Annotated in this window: 19 protein-coding genes; 18 read left to right on the forward strand and 1 reads right to left on the reverse strand. The window is 60.3% G+C overall.

Annotated features, from left to right (window positions below; translation table 11 throughout):
* The first annotated feature begins 206 nt into the window (after positions 1-206).
* The 8 genes from ET524_RS00065 (at position 207) to ribF (ending at position 8,592) form a co-directional block, all read left to right on the forward strand.
* Positions 207-677, forward strand: a complete 471-nt coding sequence (locus ET524_RS00065; protein ID WP_129422802.1) for a ribosome maturation factor RimP — start codon at positions 207-209, stop codon at positions 675-677.
* Between the two features lie 29 nt (positions 678-706).
* Positions 707-1,921 (forward strand): transcription termination factor NusA, encoded by a 1,215-nt coding sequence (gene nusA, locus ET524_RS00070; RefSeq protein WP_129422803.1) that lies wholly within the window; start codon positions 707-709, stop codon positions 1,919-1,921.
* 14 nt (positions 1,922-1,935) lie between these two features.
* On the forward strand, positions 1,936-2,229 hold the full coding sequence (gene rnpM / locus ET524_RS00075) for an RNase P modulator RnpM (protein WP_129422804.1): 294 nt from the start codon (positions 1,936-1,938) through the stop codon (positions 2,227-2,229).
* 11 nt (positions 2,230-2,240) lie between these two features.
* The gene (gene infB, locus ET524_RS00080; RefSeq protein ID WP_129422805.1) at positions 2,241-4,991 is read left to right on the forward strand and encodes a translation initiation factor IF-2; all 2,751 of its coding nucleotides are present in this window, start codon (positions 2,241-2,243) and stop codon (positions 4,989-4,991) included.
* A 263-nt stretch (positions 4,992-5,254) separates the two neighbouring features.
* Positions 5,255-5,668: a 30S ribosome-binding factor RbfA gene (rbfA, locus tag ET524_RS00085; protein WP_129422806.1), complete on the forward strand. Its 414-nt coding sequence runs from the start codon at positions 5,255-5,257 to the stop codon at positions 5,666-5,668.
* An 8-nt stretch (positions 5,669-5,676) separates the two neighbouring features.
* Positions 5,677-6,675 carry a DHH family phosphoesterase gene (locus tag ET524_RS00090; protein ID WP_129422807.1) on the forward strand — a complete coding sequence of 333 codons (999 nt, stop codon included), beginning with the start codon at positions 5,677-5,679 and terminating at the stop codon, positions 6,673-6,675.
* On the forward strand, positions 6,672-7,685 hold the full coding sequence (gene truB / locus ET524_RS00095) for a tRNA pseudouridine(55) synthase TruB (RefSeq protein WP_129422808.1): 1,014 nt from the start codon (positions 6,672-6,674) through the stop codon (positions 7,683-7,685). The genes ET524_RS00090 and truB overlap by 4 nt, the downstream gene beginning before the upstream one ends.
* Positions 7,669-8,592 carry a riboflavin biosynthesis protein RibF gene (gene ribF / locus ET524_RS00100; protein ID WP_129422809.1) on the forward strand — a complete coding sequence of 308 codons (924 nt, stop codon included), beginning with the start codon at positions 7,669-7,671 and terminating at the stop codon, positions 8,590-8,592. The genes truB and ribF overlap by 17 nt, the downstream gene beginning before the upstream one ends.
* A 128-nt stretch (positions 8,593-8,720) precedes the next feature.
* Here the strand turns inward: ribF and gdhA are convergent, their stop codons facing one another.
* On the reverse strand, positions 8,721-10,076 hold the full coding sequence (gene gdhA / locus ET524_RS00105) for an NADP-specific glutamate dehydrogenase (RefSeq protein WP_129422810.1): 1,356 nt from the start codon (positions 10,074-10,076) through the stop codon (positions 8,721-8,723).
* A 245-nt stretch (positions 10,077-10,321) separates the two neighbouring features.
* On the opposite strand from gdhA, the gene ET524_RS00110 reads away from it, so the two are divergent.
* From ET524_RS00110 to gpmI, 10 genes are all read left to right on the forward strand, one after another.
* Positions 10,322-11,515 carry an MFS transporter gene (locus ET524_RS00110; RefSeq protein WP_129422811.1) on the forward strand — a complete coding sequence of 398 codons (1,194 nt, stop codon included), beginning with the start codon at positions 10,322-10,324 and terminating at the stop codon, positions 11,513-11,515.
* Positions 11,516-11,628: 113 nt separating this feature from the next.
* A complete protein-coding gene (locus ET524_RS00115) occupies positions 11,629-13,812 on the forward strand; it encodes an ATP-dependent helicase (RefSeq protein WP_201738573.1) in 2,184 nt (727 codons plus the stop codon).
* A gap of 6 nt (positions 13,813-13,818) precedes the next feature.
* Entirely contained in the window at positions 13,819-15,909 is a 2,091-nt protein-coding gene (gene uvrC, locus ET524_RS00120; protein WP_408005767.1) for an excinuclease ABC subunit UvrC, read from the forward strand.
* Positions 15,906-16,859 (forward strand): RNase adapter RapZ, encoded by a 954-nt coding sequence (rapZ, locus tag ET524_RS00125; protein WP_330852894.1) that lies wholly within the window; start codon positions 15,906-15,908, stop codon positions 16,857-16,859. Before uvrC ends, rapZ begins: the two co-directional genes overlap by 4 nt.
* Before the next feature lie 9 nt (positions 16,860-16,868).
* A complete protein-coding gene (locus tag ET524_RS00130; RefSeq protein WP_129422813.1) occupies positions 16,869-18,011 on the forward strand; it encodes a gluconeogenesis factor YvcK family protein in 1,143 nt (380 codons plus the stop codon).
* Positions 17,990-18,919: a DNA-binding protein WhiA gene (gene whiA, locus ET524_RS00135; RefSeq protein WP_129422814.1), complete on the forward strand. Its 930-nt coding sequence runs from the start codon at positions 17,990-17,992 to the stop codon at positions 18,917-18,919. Before ET524_RS00130 ends, whiA begins: the two co-directional genes overlap by 22 nt.
* A 134-nt stretch (positions 18,920-19,053) precedes the next feature.
* Entirely contained in the window at positions 19,054-20,055 is a 1,002-nt protein-coding gene (gap, locus tag ET524_RS00140; protein ID WP_129422815.1) for a type I glyceraldehyde-3-phosphate dehydrogenase, read from the forward strand.
* A gap of 57 nt (positions 20,056-20,112) precedes the next feature.
* Positions 20,113-21,300, forward strand: a complete 1,188-nt coding sequence (locus tag ET524_RS00145) for a phosphoglycerate kinase (protein ID WP_129422816.1) — start codon at positions 20,113-20,115, stop codon at positions 21,298-21,300.
* Positions 21,301-21,394: 94 nt separating this feature from the next.
* Positions 21,395-22,165 carry a triose-phosphate isomerase gene (gene tpiA / locus ET524_RS00150; RefSeq protein ID WP_129422817.1) on the forward strand — a complete coding sequence of 257 codons (771 nt, stop codon included), beginning with the start codon at positions 21,395-21,397 and terminating at the stop codon, positions 22,163-22,165.
* The gene (gene gpmI / locus ET524_RS00155) at positions 22,165-23,724 is read left to right on the forward strand and encodes a 2,3-bisphosphoglycerate-independent phosphoglycerate mutase (RefSeq protein ID WP_129422818.1); all 1,560 of its coding nucleotides are present in this window, start codon (positions 22,165-22,167) and stop codon (positions 23,722-23,724) included. The genes tpiA and gpmI overlap by 1 nt, the downstream gene beginning before the upstream one ends.
* Positions 23,725-23,792: the final 68 nt, after the last annotated feature.

Below are 23,792 nucleotides of genomic sequence, written 5' to 3' on the forward strand. Positions count from 1 at the left end.
CTTGGCTCGATGCGAGCTCAGTTTCTCTGCATGATTATGGGGAACTTGCGACCAAGCCTGCCTAGGATGGCAATCGGCTGCTTCGTGTGGTATAAATTGGTATGCATTGCAGCAAGCGCGCGACGGCGCGCACCATACTTTCGAAGACAGAAAGTGGGTTTTTACCCGCTTTTTTGTATGTTTGGGCACAGAAAGGAGCTTTGAGCGTGCTTAGCAAGAAAGAAGCGCAACTGCTTGACGCGCTTGAGCCCCGAGCGGCTACCGAGGGCATCGAGATCGTGACCGTGCAGGTTGTTGGCGCTAAAAAGGCGCCGACAATTCGCGTGTTTATAGACACGCCCGAGGGCGTGAGCTTTGATCAGCTGGCGAAATCTCAAGCCTGGATCAACGAGATCATGGACGCTATAGACCCGTTTCCGGGTGCGTACACGCTTGAGGTCTCTTCGCCGGGCATTGACCGTCCTTTGCGCACGCCCGAGCATTTTGCGCGGTTCGCCGGGCAGGTGGCCGTGGTCAAGATGGGCCATCCGCTTGACGGGCGAAGCAACTTCACGGGCAAGATCGTTTCAGCGGACGATACCTGTGTGGTGATGGAGATTGACGGCGAGCAGATCAGCTTGCCGATGGACGATATGAAGCGTGCCCACTTGAAAGGCATCGTAGATTTCAGCTCGTAGTCGGGCTGTTAGAGAAAGGAAGCTAAGACGTGGCAAGTTCGGAACTGATCGAAGCTTTGCAGGCGTTGGCGCATGAACGCAAGATCGACGAGTTCTACCTCATCGATCGACTTGAGGCGTCGCTGGCGAAAAGCTATCAGCATATTCTTGACCTCGAATGGGATGCTCGCGTCACCATCGACCGCCAGACCGGCCATATCTATGTGTATGAGCTTGTTCCCGTTGGCGAGCCTGATGAGGAGACGGGCGAATACACCGAGTTCGAAGAGCGCGACGTGACGCCGGCCGACGTGAGCCGCATCGCTGCGCAGAACGCCAAGAGCGTAATTTCCTCTATCGTGCGTGAGGCTGGCCGCCAGTCCATCTATGAAGAGTTCGCCGGTCGCGTGGGCGATTTGGTCACGGGCACCGTGCTTCAGGGCACGCCCGATTTCACCATCATCAAGATTCGCGATGGCGTTGAGGCCGAGCTGCCTCATTACGATGTGAAGCGCTATCCCGGCGAGCGCAACGAGCGCCCCAACGGCGAGCACTATCGTCACAACCAGCGCTTGAAGGTGCTCATTATCGAGGTTCGCGATCCCGGTTCGGATGCTCCTCGCATGCGCGGTGAGCAGGCTCGTCCGGCCATCGTTGTGTCGCGTACGCACCCCGATCTGATCCGCCGTCTGTTCGAAATCGAAGTCCCCGAGATTTACGATGGCCTGGTGGAGATCAAGTCCATCGCCCGCGAGCCTGGTGCTCGTTCGAAGGTTGCCGTGGCTTCTCGCGAGCGCAACCTTGATCCGGTGGGCGCGTGCGTCGGCCCGAAGGGCAGCCGCGTGCGCATGGTGGTCGAGGAGCTGCGCAACGAGCGCGTCGACGTGATTCAGTGGGACGAGGACCCGGCTCGTTACGTGGCCAACGCGCTGTCTCCGGCGAAGGTCGACCGCGTGCTCGTCGACGAGGAGAACAACTATGCCACGGTTATCGTGCCCGATGACCAGCTGTCTTTGGCTATCGGCAAAGAGGGCCAGAACGCTCGTCTTGCCGCTCGCCTGACCGGTTGGCATATCGACATCAAGTCTGCCAGTTTCACAGGCGCCCCGCTGCCGCAGGCAGATAATATGCTCATCGACGAAGACGACTTCGACGATGATGAGCAGCTGTGCGCGTTCGTCGATGACGAAGGCGTTCGTTGCCGCAACCATGCTCGCCCCGGCAGCATCTATTGCGGCATCCATGATGATATGGACGAGGAATAACAGGTAGGTAGCGTATGGCAACGGCAGCCCAAACGGTAAAGCGGCAACGCAGCTGCATCGCGTGCGGCGCTCAGGCTGACAAGGTCGGCCTGCTGCGCATCGTGCGCTCGCCCGAAGGCGCCGTTGCCTTCGATCCCTCTGGCCGCGCACCGGGCAGAGGGGCCTATGTGTGCTCCGCGGAATGCTTCGCAGCCGCGTGCAAGAAAAAGAAGCTCGACCGAGCGCTGAAGGCGACGCTCGGCAGCGATGATTATGACCGGATCGCCGCCGATATCGCCGCGCACGCGGACGATGCGAGGAAGATGTAGAGGAGTGGTATATGGCCAGTATGCGAGTGCATGAGTTGGCGAAGGAGTTCAACATGTCGAGCAAGGACATGCTTGACAAGCTCCATGAGATGAAGATTCCCGCTAAAAGCCACGCGAGCATGCTGGCTGAGGCCTACGTGGAGAAAGTTCGCAAGAACCTTGCTCCTGAAATCAAGGAACGCGCCGGCGAGCTGCCCGCGGAAGAGGCGAAGCAGCTTGCTGAAGAGCGCGCCGAGGCAAAGCGCCAGAAGGCCGAGCAGGAGCGTGCTCGTCGCGAAGCCGTCGAGCAGGAGCGTGCGGCGCGCGAAGCCGAGCGCGCCCGTCGCGCCGAAGAGGGCGGCCATGCCCCGAAGCCTGCGCAGGACAAGGCGCCGAAGAAGGTTTCGAACAGCCCGTTTGAAAGCCTGCAACATCAGATCGAGTCCGAGAAGGAGCGCGTGGCGCGCGAAGCCGCCGAGCGCAAGGCTCGTGCGCGTGCGGCTGCCATGGCCAAGGAGGTAGCGAAGAAGCAGGCCGTCGAAGAGGCGCTGCGCAACCGCAATTCCAAGGGAGGCTCGAAGGCTTCTGCCCCGGCGGCCCCGAAACGCCAGGCCCCTGTTTTGGGCGCTCGCAAGTCCAGCTTCGACAGCCTGCTTTCCCAGATTGAATCTGAAAAGCAGCGCATCGAGAAGCAGAAGGCCGAGCAGCCTGCTCGCGGCAACAACGGCAACGGCAACCGCCAGCAGCGCGGTGCCGGCCGCAAGCATGGCAAGAAGGGCATGCATATCGAGCAACACGTGCCCGAGCTTGAGCAGCAGAATCCTGCGGAGGATCGTTACGCCCAAATGGCCGTGAAGGCCGAGGAGCTGCAGCGCGACAAGGTGTTGGCCGAGGCCCGCGCCGCTGTTGCCGCCGCTAGCTCTCACGAGGGCGAAGGCCGTCGTAAGAAGCGTAAGCAGAAGCGCGAAGCCGAGGCGCGTGAGCGTTTGGAGATGGAAGCTATCGAGCGCGGCCTTGACCCGAGCCTGGTGCTTGACGACTCCGTCGTCGAGATCCCCCAGGGTTCCACGGTTGCCAAGTTCGCCGAGCTGCTTGGCGTGCAGCCCAACGATGTGATCAAGCGCCTGTTCATGCTTGGTCAGGTGCTTACGCTTACGCAGTCCATGTCCGATGAGCTTGTTGAGCTTATCGCTGACGACATGGGCCGCAAGGTGCGCGTCGTGTCGCCCGAGGAAGAGTTTGCGGTCGTGTATCACGACAGCGAGGAAGACCTTAAGCCGCGTCCGCCTGTGGTTACGGTCATGGGCCACGTTGACCACGGCAAGACGTCCCTGCTTGACGCCATCCGCCACACCGGCGTTGCCGAAGGCGAGGCCGGCGGCATTACGCAGCACATCGGTGCTTCCGTCGTGCGCATTGCCGATCATCAGATCACGTTCATCGATACGCCTGGCCACGAGGCATTTACTGCCATGCGCGCCCGCGGTGCGCAGGTCACTGACGTTATCGTGCTGGTAGTTGCCGCCGACGACGGCGTCATGCCGCAGACCATCGAGGCAATCAACCACGCGAAGGCCGCAGACGTGCCGATCGTTGTTGCCGTCAACAAGATTGATAAGCCTGGCGCGAACCCCGATCGCGTGCGTCAGGAGCTGACCGAGTACGGTGTCATCCCCGAGGACTGGGGCGGTCAGAACATGTTCGTCAACGTGTCGGCTAAGAAGAAGCTGCACATCGACGAGCTGCTCGAGACCATCTTGCTGCAGGCCGACGTGCTGGAGCTGAAGGCGAACCCCGATGCCGAGGCTTCCGGCTTCGTTATCGAGGCGAATCTTGACAAGGGCCGCGGCCCGGTTGCCACCGTGCTGGTGCAGCGCGGTACGCTGCATCCTGGCGACACCGTGGTTGCCGGCACTTCTTACGGTCGCGTTCGCGCACTGGTCGACCCGCACGGCAAGCACGTGGACGGCGCTCGTCCGTCAGACCCGGTTGAGATCCTGGGTCTGAACAGCGTGCCGACGGCAGGCGACGAGTTCCGCGTGTTCACCGACGAGCGCGATGCCCGCAAGCTCGCTGAAGAGCGTGCCCTGCGTGCGCGTCTGGCCGAGCAGGAGACGAAGGCCCACATGAGCCTGGACGACCTGTTCAACCGCATTGAGGAAGGCAAGCAGACCGACTTGAACCTGATCGTGAAGGCCGACGTGCAGGGCTCCATCGAGGCGCTGCGCGATGCATTCAACAAGATGGACCAATCCGAGGTGCGCATCAACATCGTGCACTCGGCTGTTGGCGGCATCACCGAGACCGACGTTACGCTGGCTGCGGCTTCCGACGCCATCATCATCGGCTTCAACGTGCGCCCGACCGGCAAGTCCAAGCAGCAGGCCGAGAAGGAAAAGGTGGACATTCGCCTGTATCGCGTTATCTACCAGGCCATCGAGGACATCAACGCTGCACGCGTTGGCCTGCTCAAGCCCGAGATCGTGGAAGAGGACACCGGCACTGCCGAGGTTCGCGAAACGTTCAAGGTCCCGAAGGTGGGCACCATCGCCGGTTGCTACATCATCGAGGGCGAGCTGCATCGCGACGACAAGGTGCGCATCGTGCGCGACGGCACCGTTATCTTCGAGGGCGAGCTTGCTTCGCTTAAGCGCTTCAAGGACGACGTTAAGTCCGTCAAGCAAGGCTATGAATGCGGCATGGGCGTGAACGGCTATCAGGACATCAAGGTGGGCGACACCATCGAGGGTTACACCGTCAAAGAGGTTGAGCGCACCGAGTAGCATCAACGCTATGGCAGCCTGGAATGCAGGCTGCCATATGCTTTTGTGGGCAGGTGATTTGGGCTCGATGCGGTATGCGGCAAACGGGCCTTGCGCATGAAGCGGTATTTGCTTTCGCGCGGGGTTATTGCCGGCATGCCGCAGCGGGCCCTTTCGCTGCGCTATCATGAATTCGCGGCTTTGGCGATGTGCATGTGCGCTTTTCGCAAGGTCGTTAGGTTATCGTATCCCTCTCTTCGCTGAAGACGTTAGGAGCAAGAGGTATGAAGCAAGGTTCTACGAACCGCAAAGTGAATGAGCAGGCGCGCGAAGTCATCGCGTCTATCCTGCTGTTTGAAATTTCCGATCCGCGGCTTACGCTGGTCACCATTACGGGTTGCGAGGTCAGCTACGACCGTAGCGTGTGCAACGTGTATTATTCCGCCGACCGAAACGAATACGAAGACGTGGCGGCGGCTTTCGAAAAGGCATCAGGCCGTATTCGCTCGCTTATGGCGCGTAAGCTTTCTTGGCGTGTGGCCCCTGCGCTACGTTTCATTCTCGATAAGTCCGTTGACGAGGCCGAGCGCATTGCTTCGGCGCTTGAGCGAGATGCCCAGCGCAATCGCGAATCCGCTGAGATTGCAGCAGCTCACGAGACGGCTCTTGCTGCCGAAGAGCGCGACGAGGAGGAATAGGTAACGCTATGGCAGTTTCTCCTCAAACGAATTGCACGCTCGCTGAGGTTGCGAATCGCATGCGCGAGCTTGACGATTTCGTGGTGTGCGGACACGTAAGCCCCGACGGCGACTGTTTAGGGTCGCAGCTGGCTTTGGCTGCAGCGCTGCGGCGTCTTGGCAAGCGCGTTACTTGCGTGCTGGTGAAAGACGAGCCGGTGGAGGTGAACTTGCTGCGCGTGCTGGATGGCGCGCAGGACCTGGTGTTCGCAGGCGCGTACAAGGGTGCACCCGGCGCGTTCGTGGGCGTTGACGTGCCTACGCGGGAACGCATCGGCGAAGCTGCGTGCGCGCTGCTTGACCAGGCGCCTTTCTCCTTCACTATCGACCATCACGCTGTTGACACGACGATGTGCGACATGGTGTATGTCGATCCCGATGCGGCATCCACCACTATGCTCATCTGGGAGCTTGCGGGCTACCTTGGCGTTGAGCGTACCGGCGCCGTTGCTAATTGCTGCTATACCGGCCTGGTCACGGACACAGGGCGCTTCCAGTTTCAAAACACCGACGAGCGCTGCATGAGCCTTGCCGCTGAGATGGTTGCCGCGGGCGCCGATCCAGCAAGCGTGTCGCGCGAGGTGTTCCAGAACCGCACGTACGCCTCTATGCGTCTTGAGGCAACGGCTATCATGCGTGCCGAGTTCAGCGAAGATGGAGCAACTGCTCTTGGCTACCTGACGCGCGAAGATTTCGCTCGTTTCGGTGCGCAGAAATCAGATGCCGAACCTGTCATCGACGCGCTGCGCCGCATCGAGGGCGTGCGCGTGGCATGCATGCTGCGCGAGCAGGAGGATTGCATCCGCGGGAGCCTCCGCGCAAAAGACGATACGGATGTGTCGGCCATTGCGCGCACGTTCGGCGGCGGAGGTCATGTTGCCGCGGCGGGCTTCACGCTGCACTGCACGCTTGATGAGGCCGTTGCGCAGGTTCGCGTTGCGCTGGCAGAGGCGGTGCGCGCTTCGTGAAGCGAGGGGAATCTGGGCTGTCGCTGGTCGTCGGAGTGGACAAACCCTCGGGCATGACATCGCACGACGTGGTGAATCGGTGCCGTCGGATTTTCGGCGAGAAGCGTGTGGGGCATACCGGCACGCTTGATCCGCTTGCCAGCGGCGTGCTTCCCATTTGCATCGGCCCTGCAACCCGATTGGGTGCGTACCTGACAGGGCATGACAAGGCGTATCGCGCCACCATCGCGTTCGGCGTGGGCACGGATACCGATGACTGCGAAGGCGCGGTAACCAGAACGGCGCCAGTGCCGGTTGAAGTTGGTGACCGGGCGTTTGCGGAGCAGTTCGTCGCGCAGATGGTGGGGCCTCAAAAGCAGCTGCCGCCTGCGTATTCCGCTATCAAGGTTAACGGTAAGAAGTCGTATGAGGCTGCACGCGAAGGCCATATCATCGAGCTGTCTCCTCGAGATATCGAGGTGTATCAGGCTGTTTTGCTTGCCGTGCGCGAAGGTAGCGGCGATGCGCTGCCCGAATGGGACGTGGAGTTCCGCGTTTCGAAGGGAACCTATATTCGAGCCTTGGCCCGCGATATGGGGCTGCGCCTTGGTTGCCCTGCGCACCTCAGCGGTTTGCGCCGCCTAGAGGTTGGCGGGTTGCAGCTTGACGAATGCGTTTCGCTTGAGGCGCTTGAGGATTTGAAGCTGCGCGCAGCGCTTGACCCGGTACGTTTGCTGGGCGTTCGCTTCGTGTATGCCGATGGCGCGCTGGCGAATGCCGTCAAGAATGGCAATGCGCTTCCTGCTGCTGCGTGCGCGTTGTTCGAGCGGCGCAGGACGACGGTGCAGGCCGAGCTGTGCGCCTGTACTGCAGGCGTTTGCGAAAGCGCCGAGCCGCCCGCCGATGGCGAAGTGGTGGCGGTGATCTTCGAAAACAAGGTCATCGCGCTGTATAAGTATGAAGAGAAGCATGCTCGTTTTAAGGCATGCTGCGTTTTTCAGACGGGGGTGCTTCGTGGCTCCGATATTTAAGGCCGACGATTCGTTTGACCGTAGCTTGTTCAAGGGTGCCTCGTGTGCGTTCGGCGTCTTCGATGGCGTGCATTGCGGGCATCGCTTCCTGCTTTCCTGCGCGCAGCAGACGGCTGCCGAAAACGGCGGGAGGTCGATTGCGCTGACGTTTGACATCGATCCTGACGAGATGTTCAACGCTGATCGTCTTCGCAAACTTATGTCGAACGATGAGCGTTTGGAGATGCTGACGCAAACGGGCGTCGACGCTGTGGTGGCGCTGCCGTTCACGAAGGATTTCGCTGCCAGTTCGCCTGAGGAATTCCTTGATCGCACGTTTGGGGGGCATGTTCCTGCGCATCTGCATGTGGGCTCCGATTTCCGTTTCGGCGCGAAGGCTGCCGGCACGGTGCCGGATTTGAAGGCATGGGCGAACTCGCATGGCATGGTGGTAGATGCCCATGACTTGAAAAGCGAGGACGGTGCACCCATCACGGCCACGCGCATCCGCAAGCTTTTGGCTGCGGGCGAGATTGTGAAGGCGAATCATTTGCTGGGGCGACCGTATTTCATGACCGGCATCGTCAAGCCGGGGCGCGGAGAGGGTGCCGACATGGGCATTCGCACGGCAAACCTGGTGGTGGGCGATCAGCTGCGCCCGCTCGGCGACGGCGTGTACGCGGCGTATGCGGATGTGGAAGGCAAGCGTTACAAGGCTGCGGTGAACGTTGGCATTGCCGCTTCGTTTGCCGATCGAGCCATCGCCACGTGCGAAGTGCATATCCTTGATTTCGATGGCGATATCTATGATCAGTACATGAAGGTGGAATTCATCGAATGGCTGCGCCCGATGCGCAAGTTCGATGACATCCAGGAGCTCATTGCCACCATTCAGGGGAACATCGATTGGGTTCGCAAGAACCTGTAGCCATACGTTTCGATAGTGCCTATTGTTAGGGCGGTCGGATTAGCAGTCCGGCCGCCCTTTCTGCGTTTCGCCATGAAAAAAGCGGCTCCGAAGAGCCGCTTTCGTAGAACCAGTTGAGCCTGAAATGCTTACACGATGCCCTGGGTCATCATGGCGTCGGCAACTTTCAGGAAGCCCGCGATGTTGGCGCCCATGACGAAGTTGCCCTCGTGGCCGAACTGCTTGGCGGTGTCGTCCACGTTGTGGAACATGCCGCGCATGAGCTGCTCGAGCTTGCCGTCAACCTCTTCGAACGTCCAGCTGAGGTGCTCGGCGTTCTGGCTCATCTCAAGGCCGGAAACCAGCACGCCGCCGGCGTTTGCAGCCTTGCCCGGCATGAACGCCACGCCGTTGGCCTGGAAGTACTCGGTTGCCTCAAGCGTGGTGGGCATGTTCGCGCCCTCGCCGACAACCTTGCAGCCGTTGGCCACCAGCGCCTTGGCGTCCTCGAGGTGCAGCGTGTTCTCGCGAGCGCAGGGAAGCGCGATGTCGCAGGGAAGCTGCCACACGCCGCGGCCGTCTTCGGCATGCCATGTTGCGTTCGGACGCTCGTCCACGTACATGGCCAGGGAAACGCCCTTGTCGTTGCCGGAGCGCTTCTTGTTGTAGATGTGCTCGAGCACCTGGTAATCGATGCCGTCGGGGTCTTCCACCCAGCCCTTCGTGTCGGAGCAGGCCAGCACCTTGCCGCCAAGCTGAGAAACCTTCTGAATGGCGTAGATCGCAACGTTGCCGGAGCCGTGCACCACAACGTTTTTGCCCTCGAAGCTGTCGCCGTTGCTCTTGAGGTACTCGTCCACAAAGTACACCAGGCCGTAGCCGGTGGCTTCGGTGCGGGCCAGCGAGCCGCCGAACGACAGGCCCTTACCCGTCAGCACGCCGGTCCACTCGTCGCGGATGCGCTTGTACTGGCCGAACATGTAGCCAACCTCGCGGCCGCCGACGCCCAGGTCACCTGCGGGAACGTCGGTGTTCGGGCCGATGTGACGGCACAGCTCGGTCATAAACGACTGGCAGAAGTGCATAATCTCGTTGTTGGACTTGCCCTTCGGGTCGAAGTCAGAACCGCCCTTGCCGCCGCCCATGGGTAGCGTGGTCAGAGCATTCTTGAAGATCTGCTCGAAGCCCAAAAACTTCAGCATGCCCAGCGTGACGGTGGGGTTGAAGCGCAGGCCGCCCTTGTAGGGGCCGATTGCGGAGTTGTATTCGACGCGATAACCGCGGTTGACCTGCACATTGCCGGAATCATCGACCCACGGCACGCGGAACATGATGATGCGCTCGGGCTCGATGATGCGCTCAAGAAGGGCGGCCTGCTCGAACTCCGGGTGGGCATCGAGTGCCGGCTGAAGGGTGCCCAGGATCTCGGTAGCAGCCTGGATGAACTCGGGCTGGTCGGCGTTCTTCGCCTTCACCTGCTCGATGATACGCTCGGCATAGCTCATTGAATGCCTCCTAGAAACGAAGTGGTAATACTCACAAGCCGCATTATATGATTCGCAATTGGGGCGTAACGGGAAGTTAACGAAGCCGAAACAATGGGCGTCGGCGGCCGGTTACTGGCTCTTCTGCGCGCGTGGACGGCACGTGAATGTTGCTTGAACGTGACGTGTTTCAGACGCGTTCTTCGCAGGGTGCGCATACAATCCGAACCTCGCGCTAGCAAATATCGGAAAGGCTTTTACCCGCAATGTCTCAGTTCGTCGACAAGAAGCTCTCGCTGTCCGAATGGCTGCCGCTTATCGGCATCACCATTTCCGCGTTCGTGTTCAACACCTCGGAATTCATGCCCGTGGGACTGCTGACGGATATCGGTGCCACGTTTTCAACCACGGAAGGCGAGACGGGGCTCATCATCTCGATGTACGCCTGGGCCGTTATGATGCTGTCGCTGCCGCTTATGATTTTGGGTTCGCGTTTGGCGTTTCGCCCGCTCATGCTGCTGGTGCTCGGCGTGTTCTGCGCTGGCCAGGTGCTTTCGGCGCTGGCGGTCAGCTATGGCATGCTCATGTGCGCGCGCCTGGTGGTGGCTTGCGCGCATTCCGTGTTCTGGGCTATTGCGGCGCCGGTTGCGGTGAAGGTGGTTGACGAGCGGCACGCGCCTATGGCCGTCAGCGCCGTGGTGACGGGGTCGGCGCTTGCCATGATCGTCGGTTTGCCGCTTGGCCGTGTTGTGGGGTTGGCGCTGGGCTGGCGACAGACGTTCGCGTGCGTGGGCATTGTTTCGGCGGCGGTGCTGGTGTACCTGGCATTCGTGTTCCCGAAGATTCCGCCTGCGAAACCGTTCACGCTCAAGCAGCTGCCAGGTATTTTGCACAACAAGGTGCTGGTGGGCATCTTCGTGGTGACGGCGCTGTACGCGATGGGCTATTACACGGGGTACAGCTACATCGAGCCGTTTTTGCTGCAGGTGGGCGGCATGGACGAGGTGGTGGTCACCCTTGCCTTGGTGGCGTTCGGCATTGCGGGAATTGTTGGCAGCATGATTTGCTCGCGGTTTTACCGGGGGCACAGGCGGGCTTTCGCCGTTGCGGTTGTTGCGGGCGTTGCCCTGGCGCTGGTGCTTCTGCGCGTAAGCGCGGTGTCGGTGGCCCTGCTGTTCGCCGTATGCGCGCTCTGGGGCATCGCGGGATCAGGCTACAGCATTGTGTACCAGGCAGAGATCATCGAGTTTTCGTCCGAGGGTGAGCAGACGGTTGCCATGGCCATCTTCTCGGGCATTTTCAACCTTGGAATCGGCACGGGAAGCTTCATCGGCGGCGGGGTGTGCACGTACGCATCCATTGCCGATGTGGGCTTTGCAGGTGCCGCTATTGCGCTGATCGCTTTGCTGTACTGCGCGTTTGTGCTGGTCAAGCACATGAAGGCGCAAAGCGATTGCTAGCTGGCTTGTTGTGCAGCGTCCTTTGCAGGGCGGTGTTTTCCCGCTTAGAGTAAACGAGCGAATTCTTACTAGAACAAACGTTCTATTTCTGTTATACTGCCTGCATGGAATCTTTGACGACATATCATGAGCTTGCAACTAGCGAGGCTGCGCCTCGGCTGAACGAGGCGCAACTTGAGGCGGTAACCGCTACGGAAGGTTACGTGCGGGTTATCGCGGGCGCCGGCACAGGCAAAACAAGGGCGCTTACCGAAAGGTTCGCCTATTTGGTGAATGACCTGGGCATTTTTCCGGGAAACATTCTGTGCGTCACGTTCACGAACAAGGCCGCCAACGAGATGAGGCACCGTATCAGGTGCTTGACGGGCGACAACGATACCGGCTATATCAACACGTTTCACGGGTTTTGCGTTTCGGTTCTGCAGGAAGACGCCCATGCGGTGCAGTACCCGAAAAGTTTCATGGTGCTCGATAACGTCGATATCGACGCCATGTTGCAGATCGTGTACGAGGAACGCGGGTTGACGCTGCGCGACATGACGTTTTCTGCCGCGCGCGACATGATAGAGATGCTGAAGCTGAAGGAGCGGCCGGATTATTTCCTGGACATGCTGGCAATGCCGCTTGAAAACCTGCATCAGAAATATCTTTCGGCCACCGAAGCGCGCGACATCATCTTCTATGGGTACCTGTATCAAGAGAAGAAGTGCTTTGGGCTTGATTACAACGACCTCATCGTGTTCACGCTGTATATCTTCGATGTGCACGAGGATATCAAGCTGAAGTGGCAGCAGCGTCTGGAATACATCATGATCGATGAGTTTCAGGATATCGATGCGTTGCAGTATCGGCTCATGGACGTGCTGCAGGGCTACCATAAGAACTTGTTCGTGGTGGGCGATCCCGACCAAACCATTTACACGTGGCGCGGCGCTGACGTGCGCTTTTTGCTTGATTTCGACAAGCATTATCCGGGAACCCATACGGTGCTGATGCTGGAGAATTATCGCTCGGTGCCGCAGGTTTTGGCGGCATCGAACTCGCTGATCTCGAAAAACCGCATGCGCATCGCGAAGAATCTGGTTCCCATGCGCGAGGCATATGGCCCTACGGTGTGGCACCATGCGACGTCAAGCGAGCAGGAGGCCGCTTGGATCGCGCAAGGTGTTGAAGCGTTGCACGCAGAGGGCGTTGCGTATCGGGATATGGCCGTTTTGTATCGAGCGCACTATGCCTCGCGTTCGGTGGAGGAAGCGTTTCTGAAGGCTCACATTCCCCATACGGTCTTTAGCGGTGTGCCGTTTTTCGGCCGCCGGGAAATCAAGGACGCGCTTTGCTATTTACGGTTGATCGCTTTGCAAGATGACCTGGCATTCCAGCGCGTTGCGAATGTTCCCAAGCGCAATCTGGGTATGCGGCGCATGGTGTATCTTCGCCAGTATGCCGACGAGCATGCGTGCACGCTGTATCAAGCGCTCGAGCAGACGCTTGACGACGACATCTTCAAGCGCACGAAGGCAAAACAGCTTGTTGCGCTCGTGCGAGACTTTCGCGCCTCAAGCGAGGGGAGGCCCGTTTCCGAAGTGCTGTCTTCGGTGCTTAACGTCAGCGGCTACGAGCAGATGCTGCGCACGGAAGGCAGCCAAGAGCGCTTGGACAACCTTGCGGAGCTGAAGCAGTCGGTGCACGAATTCGAAACGTCGTGTGGGGAAGAGGTGACGCTTGAGCATTACCTAAAACATGTGGCGTTGCTTACAAACGCCGATGCCGCCGATGGGTCGAAGGACAGCGTGAAGCTCATGACCATCCATGCCGCAAAGGGCTTGGAGTTTCGGCAGGTTTTTCTGTGCTCGCTTTCCGAAGGCGTTTTGCCTTCGCGGAAAACCCGCACTGCCGAAGCCATGGAAGAGGAAAGGCGGCTGGCGTTCGTGGCCTTTACCCGTGCGCAAGATGGTCTGTACCTTTCTGAAGCGGAGGGTTTCAATCACCAAGGGGCGGCGCGCTATCCTTCTCGCTTCCTGCTTGATATCGATCCTGCCGCCTTGGAGTTTTCCGATAAGCCCGCAGACGATAAGCTCGACGAGGCGCGCAACGCGTATGCTCTTACGGACAGATGGATTGCGGACATGGCGCAGCAAGCGTCGCATCCCGTGGGTTCGCGTGTAAGGCACAAAGCGTTCGGCGAAGGTAAGGTTTTGGGCATCGACGAGCAAAAACGGGCATACGTGATTGCATTTGACGGCCTTGAAACGCCGCGGAGCATTTCGTTTCGCGTGAAGTTGGAAACGGTGGGGTAGCACTACGTGAGCAAGCCAGAGGATTTTCAACAGTACAACCAGGCAAAGGGGTTTACGCCCGGCGGCGCCGGCGAGGACCCCGAATGCCCGATTGATCTTGCACCTGGGCGGCAACCGGGGCAAGGCTGCGCTGAAGCGGCGGGTGACGATGAACCGTTCGAGCAGAAGCTTGCTCGCATCAAACGGGAACTCGATGCCGTACCTGCCCTGCCGGGCGTGTACCTGTGGAAGGACAAGACGGGCCAGGTCATTTACGTTGGAAAAGCGAAGCAGCTTCGCGCGCGTATGCGCCAATACGTGAACTTCCAAGATGATCGCGCGAAGATTCCGCTGCTTGTCGATCAAATCAGCTCGTTCGAGTACATCGTGGTGGGCAACGAGCACGAATCGCTGGTGCTAGAGAAGAACCTCATCAACCAGTACGCCCCCTGGTTCAACGCAGACTTCAAGGACGACAAATCGTATCCGTTCATCGCGCTGACGAAAGGCGACGTGTTTCCCGCAATCAAGTACACGCGCGAAAAACATCGTGCTGATACGCGATATTTCGGGCCATATACCGATAGCCGCGCCGCTCGATACATGGTCGACATCGCGCGCCGCGTCGTGCCGATTTGCGCTTCCAGCTGCGCCGACTGGCGTTCGCTGAAACGGAAGCTGGAAAAAGACCCGCTTGCCTGCATGACAACCGATGTCCGCCCATGCTTCGATGCGCATGTGGGGTTGGGGCCCGGCGCGTGCTGTGGTCGCGTTACCCCTGAGCAGTACGCCGCCAACGTGAAGCGTGTCGAGCGATTTTTGTCGGGCCAGCATCGTGAGTTCGTCGAAGAGCTGGCTGAAGAGATGCAGCAGGCCGCCGCGGAACTCGATTTCGAGCGCGCTGGCCGCATCAAGGCGCGCATCGACACCATCAACGGCTTGTGCGACAAGCAGCACGCCGTCAGCTCGCGCAACTTGAATGCCGACGTCATCGGCTTCTATCGCGAAGAGACCATCGCTGGCGTGCACGTGCTTATGGTGCGCGAAGGTCGCATCATCAACAGCAACGAGTTCGTGCTCAACAGGGGCCTTGACGTACCCGACGAAGACTTGCTGCACATGTTCTTGCTGCGCTACTACGACACCACCACCTCCATTCCTCATGAGGTGATCGTCCGCCGTCTGCCCGAGGACGTCGATGCTATGTGCGACTGGCTTACCGAAAAGCTTGCCAGCTCCCACGGTGCGAAGGTGCGGTTCGCTTCGCCCGAACGCGGCGAAAAGGCAGACCTGGTGACCATGGCCGAGCAAAACGCGAAGCACACCCTCATGCGCTATAAGGTTCGCACGAATTATGAGGATAAGCGCATCAACGATGCGCTGCTGCAGCTGGAAAGCGCCTTGGCGCTCGATGCGCCGCCTTTGCGCATCGAATGCTTCGACATCTCCACGAACCATGGAACGTATACCGTGGCTTCCATGGTGGTGTTCACGAACGGGCGGCCTGACAAAAGCCAATACCGCAGGTTCAAGATCAAGGCGCAGCTTGACGAGGCCAATGACTTCCTGTCCATGCAGGAGGTGATGAGCCGCCGGTACTGCGCCGAGCGCATGGCTGATGAGCGATTCGGCAAAAAGCCCGACCTTATCATCCTTGATGGTGGTTTGCCCCAGCTCAATGCCGTTATCGAGCAGTTTGACCGCATGGGCGTTACCGACATCGCGCTGTGCGGCTTGGCGAAGCGCGACGAAGAGCTGTTCGTGCCGTGGCAGGACACCGGCCCAGTTGTGCTGCCAAGCGGAAGCGCAAGCTTGTACCTTGTCAAGCAGGTGCGCGATGAGGCGCACCGGTTTGCCATTACGTTCCATCGCGAGCTTCGCGGCAAGGGCATGACGGCAAGCATCCTCGACGAGGTTGCAGGGTTGGGCCCGGTCAGGAAAAAAGCGCTGCTCAAGCACTTCAAAAGTTTTAAGAACCTCAAGGCCGCAAGCCTGCAGAGCATCTTAGATGCCAAGGTGGTGCCGGTTGAAGTGGCCAACGAGCTGTATGCAGTGCTTCGGCAGTATAATAGCGAAGCGAAAAGCGAAGTTGTTGTCGGCGGGGAAGGAGAAGCATGATGGACGACCAGGCGAAAACGGACGACATGATGAAGAACATGCCCGAGCTGGTCATCGTCAGCGGCATGAGCGGTGCCGGTCGAACCGAGGCCATGCACGCGTTTGAGGATTTGGGCTATTTCTGCGTTGATAACCTGCCCAGCGCGCTTATCGGGAACCTGCTTGACTTGACGGGCATGCCCGGTCAGCCTGACAACCATCGGCGCATCGCCGTGGTCTGCGATGCGCGCAGCGGCGGCTTCTTCAAAAGCCTGATGGAAGAGCTGGGCAAGCTTAAAGCCGAGGGCATCGATTATCGCGTGCTGTTCCTTGACGCCGATGACGAAAAGCTTATCGCCCGCTATAAATCAAGCCGCCGCCGTCATCCGCTGTGTACCGATGGAAGCTCCATTGCGCAGGGCATCGCTCGCGAACGCGAGATGCTCTACGGCTTGCGCAAGGGCGCGCATCACGTTATCAACACCACCGATATGCTGCCGCAGCAGTTGCGCAGCACCATACGCGCCCTGTTCGCGCCGGGCGAAGAACGGCAGGGGCTGCAGGTTACCGTGTACTCCTTCGGTTTCAAGCACGGCGCGCCCGTTGATGCCGACCTGGTCATGGACGTGCGTTTCTTGCCGAACCCTTACTACGATCCCGAGCTGCGTCCGCTCACCGGTCTTGACAAGCCGGTGCGTGACTTCGTGCTGTACCGTCCCGAGACGGAGGAGTTCCAGAAATGTTGGCGCGCGCTGCTTGATTGCGTCATGCCCGGCTACGTGGCGGAAGGCAAGCAGCAGCTTGCCATAGCCGTAGGGTGCACGGGTGGACAACACCGCAGCGTGGCCCTAGCCGAGTCGACGGGCGATTATCTCAAGCAGAAGGGGTATCGCGTAAGCGTGGCGCATCGCGATTTGAAGCTGGCCGAAGGTGCCGACGGCTCCATCGTCAGCGCCCAGGGGGCGCGCTAAGGGGCCGATATGCAAGTAACGAACACACACCTGAATGATGGGGCGTTTCCGCACGACCCTTCTATGACCGAAGCGTTTGCCCCGCTGTACGCTGCAGATCCTGTTGTTCCCCAAACGGCGCACTTGCGTGCCGTTGTCATCGGCGGCGGCACGGGTGCGCCTGTTTCCATTCGTACGTTGCTGTCCATGGGCGTGGAAACGTCTGCCGTTGTGGCCATGGCCGATGATGGCGGATCGACGGGCATCCTGCGTGAGGAAGCGAACGTGACGCCTCCCGGCGACATCCGCAAATGCATCTGCGCCATGGCCGCCGATCCGGAAGATCCGCTTACGAAGGCGTTCAAGTATCGTTTTCCGTTTGCGGACAACCATACGCTTGGCAACCTCATGCTGTCTGCGTTAGAGGAGGCCACGGGCGCATTTCCCGAGGCGGTAAGCATCTGCGAGAAGCTGCTGCATGCGCGCGGGCACGTGTACCCTTCCACGCTCGACCGCGTGTCGCTGGTGGCGCGCACGCGCGATGGCCGCTATATCGAAGGGCAGGCGGTGGCGTGTCATTCGCGCACGGCCCTTGCTCACGTGCAGCTGCGCAGCGCTGGCAACATCGTGGCGTATCCGCCTGCGCTTGAGGCAATCCGCAACGCGGACCTTATCGTGTTAGGGCCGGGAAGCCTGTTCACGTCCATCATCCCGAATCTGCTTGTCCCCGGCGTTATCGATGCTATTCGTCAGTCGCGCGGGGCCACGCTGTTCGTGTGCTCGCTTGCCGATATGCAGGGCGAGACGTGGGGGCTGACTGCGCGCGAGCATGTTGAGGCGCTTATGGAGCACGGCATGCGCGGCCTTCTAGACTACGTGCTTGTTCACAGCGCCGTGCCCATCAAGCCGGATTCCTCGGAAACGGGCGTGTTCCGCGCGGTGACGGGCGCCAACATCGGTGCAAGCCGCTTCGTTGTCGACGACGAAGCCGAGCAACGCCGCGTGCGCCCCGTGCGTATAGACTATGCCGACCTGCGGCTTATCCAAAGCAAGGGGCCGGTCGTGATCGCTCGCAACCTTGTAGACCCCGAGCATCCCACGTGGCACGATCCGTTTGCGTTGCGCGAGGCATTCACGGGGGTGTTGCGTCTATGTCATTCACGGCGGAGGTAAAAGACGAGCTGGCGCGCGTTCCCGCGGTTTGCAGCCATTGCGACAAGGCGGTGCTTGCGGCGCTGGTGCGCATCGAAGGCACGCTGTTCGTGTCGGGGAAAAACCGCTATCGCGTGGAAATCGCCACGGATGCGCCGTCGGTTGCTCGTCAGGTCATCAAGCTGCTGCACGAACTGTACCAGCTGAAAACGAACTTGACGGTTCGCCGCAGCGTGCTGCATAAAACGCCGAACTACCTTATCGAGGCGCCTGCGCAGCCCAATCTTGCGCCGGCGTTGCTTGACATGGGCGTGCTCTCTCCTGAAGGCGGCCTGGTGCTCGGCATATCCGACCAGCTTGTTGCGAAGGATTGCTGCGCGGCGGCGTATTTGCGCGGCGCGTTTCTGGGCAGCGGTTTCGTGTCGGACCCGCGCGGCGATTTCCACTTCGAGACCATCGTGGAATCCGAAGAGCTTGCCGAAGGGCTTGTCGGCCTGATGGCGCGCAAGAACATCAAGGCGCGCATCATGCAGCGGCGCAACTCGTATATGGTGTACCTGAAAAGCGGTAGCGCCATCCTGGAGTTTTTGGCGCTTGTCGGCGCGCACCAAAGCGCGCTTGCCATGGAGAACGCGCGCGTCATCAAAAGCGTGCGCAACGACGTGAACCGGCAGACAAATGCCGAAATAGCCAACCAGGCGAAAACGTCGCGAGCGTCTATCGACCAGATTCGCGCTATTCGCATGGTGCTTGAGGCTCACGGCATGGAGAACCTGCCGCCCGCGCTGCAGGACTTCATCAAGCTGCGCGTTCGCTATCCCGATGCCACGCTCAAAGAGCTTGGCGAGCTCGCGAACCCGCCTTTGTCGAAGTCGGCCGTCTACCACCGCGTTCGGCGCATCGAGCAGATGGCCAAAGAGCTTGGATAGGCGCGTTTGCCGCCGCGCATCGCGCCGCTTGCCCTACCGTCCACCTAATAACCGGCGCGTGAATTTGACATTGCGGTAGACTGAGTGTTTGTACGGCCCCAGAATTTGAGTATCTAATGAGAAGGAGATACGCAATGGCAATCAAAGTAGGCATCAACGGTTTCGGCCGCATCGGACGTTTGGCGTATCGCGCCATGGTCAAGGACCCCGCTATCGAGGTTGTGGCCGTCAACGACCTCGGCGACATCCCGACGATGGCTCACCTGCTGAAATATGACTCCGTCCACGGTCGAGCGTTCGACACGGTCGAGGTCACTGAAGACGGTTTCGTGGCTGATGGCCACGCGGTGAAGGTGCTGTGCGAGCGCGATCCCGAGAATCTGCCGTGGGGCGAGCTCGGCGTCGACGTCGTTGTTGAGTCCACGGGCATCTTCAAGACCGGCGAGCTTGCATCCAAGCACATCAAGGCCGGCGCCAAGAAGGTCGTCATCACCTGCCCCGCGAAGGGCGAGGACGTCACCATCGTCATGGGCGTCAACGACGATCAGTACGACAAGGAAAAGCACAACATCATCTCCAACGCTTCCTGCACCACGAACTGCCTGGCTCCTGTGGCCAAGGTGCTGCTTGAGAAGTTCGGCATCAAGCGTGGCTACATGAACACCATTCACTCCTACACGAACGACCAGAAGATTCTTGACCTTCCGCATAAGGACCTTCGTCGCGCTCGTGCGGCCGCCATGTCCATGATCCCCACCACCACGGGCGCCGCTCGTGCCGTGTCGCTCGTGCTGCCCGAGCTTGCGGGCAAGCTCGACGGCTTCGCCACGCGCGTTCCTACGCCCGACGGCTCCATGGTCGACCTGACGGTCGAGCTTGAGCGCGAGGTCACCATCGAAGAGATTAACGCTGCCATGAAGGAAGCCGCCGAAAGCGAGCTGGCCGGCATCCTCGAGTACACCGAGGACCCGATCGTCTCCATCGATATAGTCGGCGACAACCACTCTTCCATCTTCGATAGCAAGCTGACCATGGTCATGGGCGGCAAGTCCAACCTCGTGAAGGTCGTTTCCTGGTACGACAACGAGTGGGGCTACTCCAACCGCGTTAAGGACCTGGTAAAGATCCTGCTGTAGCATCAAGCCTGAACGGGGCGGCTTCGTGCCGCCCTTTTTCGTTGAAAGGAGCCTGAAATGGCCGATATCGCCTCTGTCGACGATCTTGACGCGCGCGGCAAGCGCGTGCTCGTACGCGTTGACTTCAACGTGCCGGTTTCCGACGGCGTCTGCACCGACGATACGCGCATCCGCGCGGCGCTTCCCACCATCAACAAGCTTGTCGAGGGCGGCGCCCGCGTCATCCTTATGAGCCATCTTGGCCGTCCTTCCGGTGAGGGCTTCGAGGAAAAGTTCACGCTGCGACCGGCGGCATTGCGCCTGGCCGAGCTGCTGGGCAAGCCCGTGGCGTTTGCGTCCGATACCATCGGCGAAGATGCGCACGCGATGGTTGCTGCGCTGCAAGATGGCCAGGTGCTGGTGCTTGAGAACCTGCGTTTCGACAAGCGCGAGAAGAAGAACGACCCTGCGTTCTGCGAAGAGCTGGCTTCGCTTGGCGATGCCTACGTCAACGACGCGTTCGGCACCGCGCACCGCGCTCACGCCTCCACGGCGGGCGTTGCTGCGCTTCTGCCCGCGTATGCCGGCTACCTTATGCAGCGAGAGGTCTGCACGCTTTCGGGCATGCTCGACAAGCCGCGCCGCCCGTTCGTCGCCATTTTGGGCGGTTCGAAGGTGTCGGACAAAATCAAGGTCATCGACGCGCTTTTGGAAAAATGCGACACGCTCATCATCGGCGGCGGCATGTGCTTCACATTCCTGCTGGCGCAAGGCAAGCAGGTGGGCACTTCCCTGAAAGAGGAAGACTGGGTCGAGCGTGCCGCGGCCATGCTGAAGAAGGCCGAGGAGCGCGGCGTGAAGCTGTTGCTTCCCGTTGATGTGGTGTGCGCCGACAAGTTTGCCGAGGACGCGCGCACGGAAACGGTTTCCGTCGATGCCATTCCGGCCGACATGATGGGTCTTGATATCGGCCCCGAAACGTCGAAGCTGTATGCCGACGCTATCGCCGAGGGCGCGACGGTGTTCTGGAACGGCCCCATGGGCGTGTTCGAGATGGACGCTTTCGCCGCTGGCACGAAAGCGGTTGCGCTTGCGGTTGCGGAAAACCAGCAGGCCGACACCATCATCGGCGGCGGCGATTCCGTTGCGGCCGTCAACAAGTTCGACCTGGCCGACCGCATGACGTTTATCTCCACCGGCGGCGGCGCCAGCATGGAGCTGGTGCAGGGCGAAGCGCTTCCCGGCGTGGAGGCTTTGAGGCGCTAACAGGGAAGGGGGCCGCGCGTCCCCTTCTTGCATTATGGTGAACCCCGGGCGGCTGGCTATGTTGTGCCGCCGGTATCGTGAAAGGAGCAGTTCCATGGCTCGCAAACCGCTCATGGCGGGAAACTGGAAGATGAACAACACGTACGGCGAGGCCGTCGTGCTTGCGCAGGAGATCTCGAACAACTACAACAAGTCGTGGACAGGCAAAGTCGACGTGCTCGTATGCCCCCCGTATATCGACTTGAAGCCGGCTAAAACGGTATTCGAATTCGATCGCACGCCGGTGGAAATCGGTGCACAGAACGTGTACTGGGAGCCGAAGGGCGCGTTTACCGGTGAAATCTCCATCCCTATGCTCAAGGAAGTCGGCTGCACGTGCTCCATCGTGGGCCATTCGGAGCGCCGCGGGTACTTTGGCGAGACGAACGAAGAAGTCAACCGCAAGGTTCGCGCGCTGGTGGATGCGGGCATGTACGCCATCGTGTGCGTGGGCGAGTCGCTGGCGGTCCGCGACGCTGGCACCACCGAAGAGTTCGTATGTGCTCAGGTTCGTGCCGCATTCGCCGGCATCGACGCGCAGGAGGCGCAGCGCTGCGTCGTGGCATACGAGCCCATCTGGGCTATCGGCACTGGTCGTACCGCCACCCCCGAGCAGGCTCAAGCGGTGTGCCACGCCATTCGTCAGACGCTTGCCGAGCTGTTCGGGGCGCAGGTAGCCGACGAGATGCGCGTGCTGTACGGCGGCTCCATGAACGTCGGCAACGTTGAGATGCTTGTGGCGCAGCCCGATATCGACGGCGGCCTTATCGGCGGTGCAAGTTTGAAGGCCGACCAGTTCATCCAGCTTGTGAAAGCGTGCCTGTAATGGCCGCGAACGAAACGGTGCGCAACGCATTGACGCTGCCGGTGTGCCTCATCATCATGGACGGCTTGGGTCTTGCCGAGCCTGGCCCGGGCAACGCCGTGTCGCTGGCGAACACCCCTACGCTCGACCACTTGTTCGAAACGTGCTCATGGACGAAGCTTGCAGCTTCGGGCGAGGCGGTGGGCTTGCCGGCCGGGCAAATGGGCAACTCCGAAGTGGGGCACCTTAATATCGGCGCCGGCCGCGTGGTGCACCAGGAGCTCTCGCGCATCAACATGGCGTGCCGTGATGGCTCCATCTGCGAAAACGAGGTCATCAACCAGGCCATCGAGGCCGCGAAGAAGCCTGGTGCGGCGCTGCATCTTATGGGCCTGTTGTCCGACGGCGGCGTGCACTCCAGCAACGAGCACCTGTTCGCGCTCATTCGCCATGCCGTGCGAAGCGGCGTGTCCGACGTGCGCGTGCATGCGTTCATGGACGGCCGTGACGTTCCTCCTGCCAGCGGAAAAGACTACATGGCCGAGCTTGTCTCGCTCATCGAAAGCAACGGATTCGCTGATGCGGTGCGCATCGCAAGCGTTTCGGGGCGCTATTACGCCATGGACCGCGACAAGCGCTGGGAGCGCGTGCAGAAAGCGTACGAAGCCGTGGTGGAAGGCTCGCCCCAATCTAGCGCATCGGGCCCTGTTGAGGCCATGCAGGCTTCTTACGACGAAGGTGTCACGGACGAATTCGTCGTTCCCGTCGCCTTCGACGAGCGCGGTGTGCAGGAAGGCGATGCCGTCATCTTCTTCAACTTCAGGCCCGACCGCGCACGCGAGCTCACACGCGCGATCGTCGACGAGTCGTTTGTCGGGTTCGACCGTGGTTCGCATCCGCGCGTGAACTTCGTCTGCTTGACGGAATACGATCCGGGCATCGCCGCCCCCGTGGCATTCCCCAAGACATTCCCGGAAGATGTGCTGGCAGATGTGCTGGCCAAAGCGAACTTACGCCAGTACCACATCGCCGAAACTGAAAAGTACGCCCATGTCACGTTCTTCCTTAACGGCGGTAGGGAAGAGCCGAAAGTGGGCGAGCAGCGCAGCCTCATTCCCAGTCCGAAAGTTGCCACGTACGACTTGCAGCCCGAAATGAGCGAGCCTGCCGTTGCGCAGACGCTTGCGGACGCCATCGACAACGACGAGGCGGACGTCTACATCGTGAACTTCGCGAACCCCGACATGGTCGGCCACACCGGCATCGTGCCGGCCGCCGTTGCGGCCGTCGAGGCCGTTGACGCGGGCGTTGCACGGGTGCTCGACGCCATCAAGCGCAAGGACGGTGTTGCGTTTATCACGGCAGACCACGGTAATTGCGACAAGATGATTGCGGACGATGGTACGCCCCATACCGCTCATACCACGGCGCCTGTTCCGTTCATTTTGGTGGATGCCGCGCAAACCGGCCGTCATCTAGGCGACGAAGAGGGCGCTTTGTGCGATATCGCGCCGACGCTGCTCGATGTGATGGGACTTGCGGCCCCGCAGGCGATGACGGGCCGAAGCCTGCTCGCCTAGCTTGAGCTGCTGGATTAGTCTGAGCGGAGTATGTTCCGTTCGTGCATGCCCGCAGGGGTTCTTGCCCC

Source organism: Senegalimassilia faecalis, from assembly GCF_004135645.1.
Lineage (GTDB): Bacteria > Actinomycetota > Coriobacteriia > Coriobacteriales > Eggerthellaceae > Senegalimassilia > Senegalimassilia faecalis.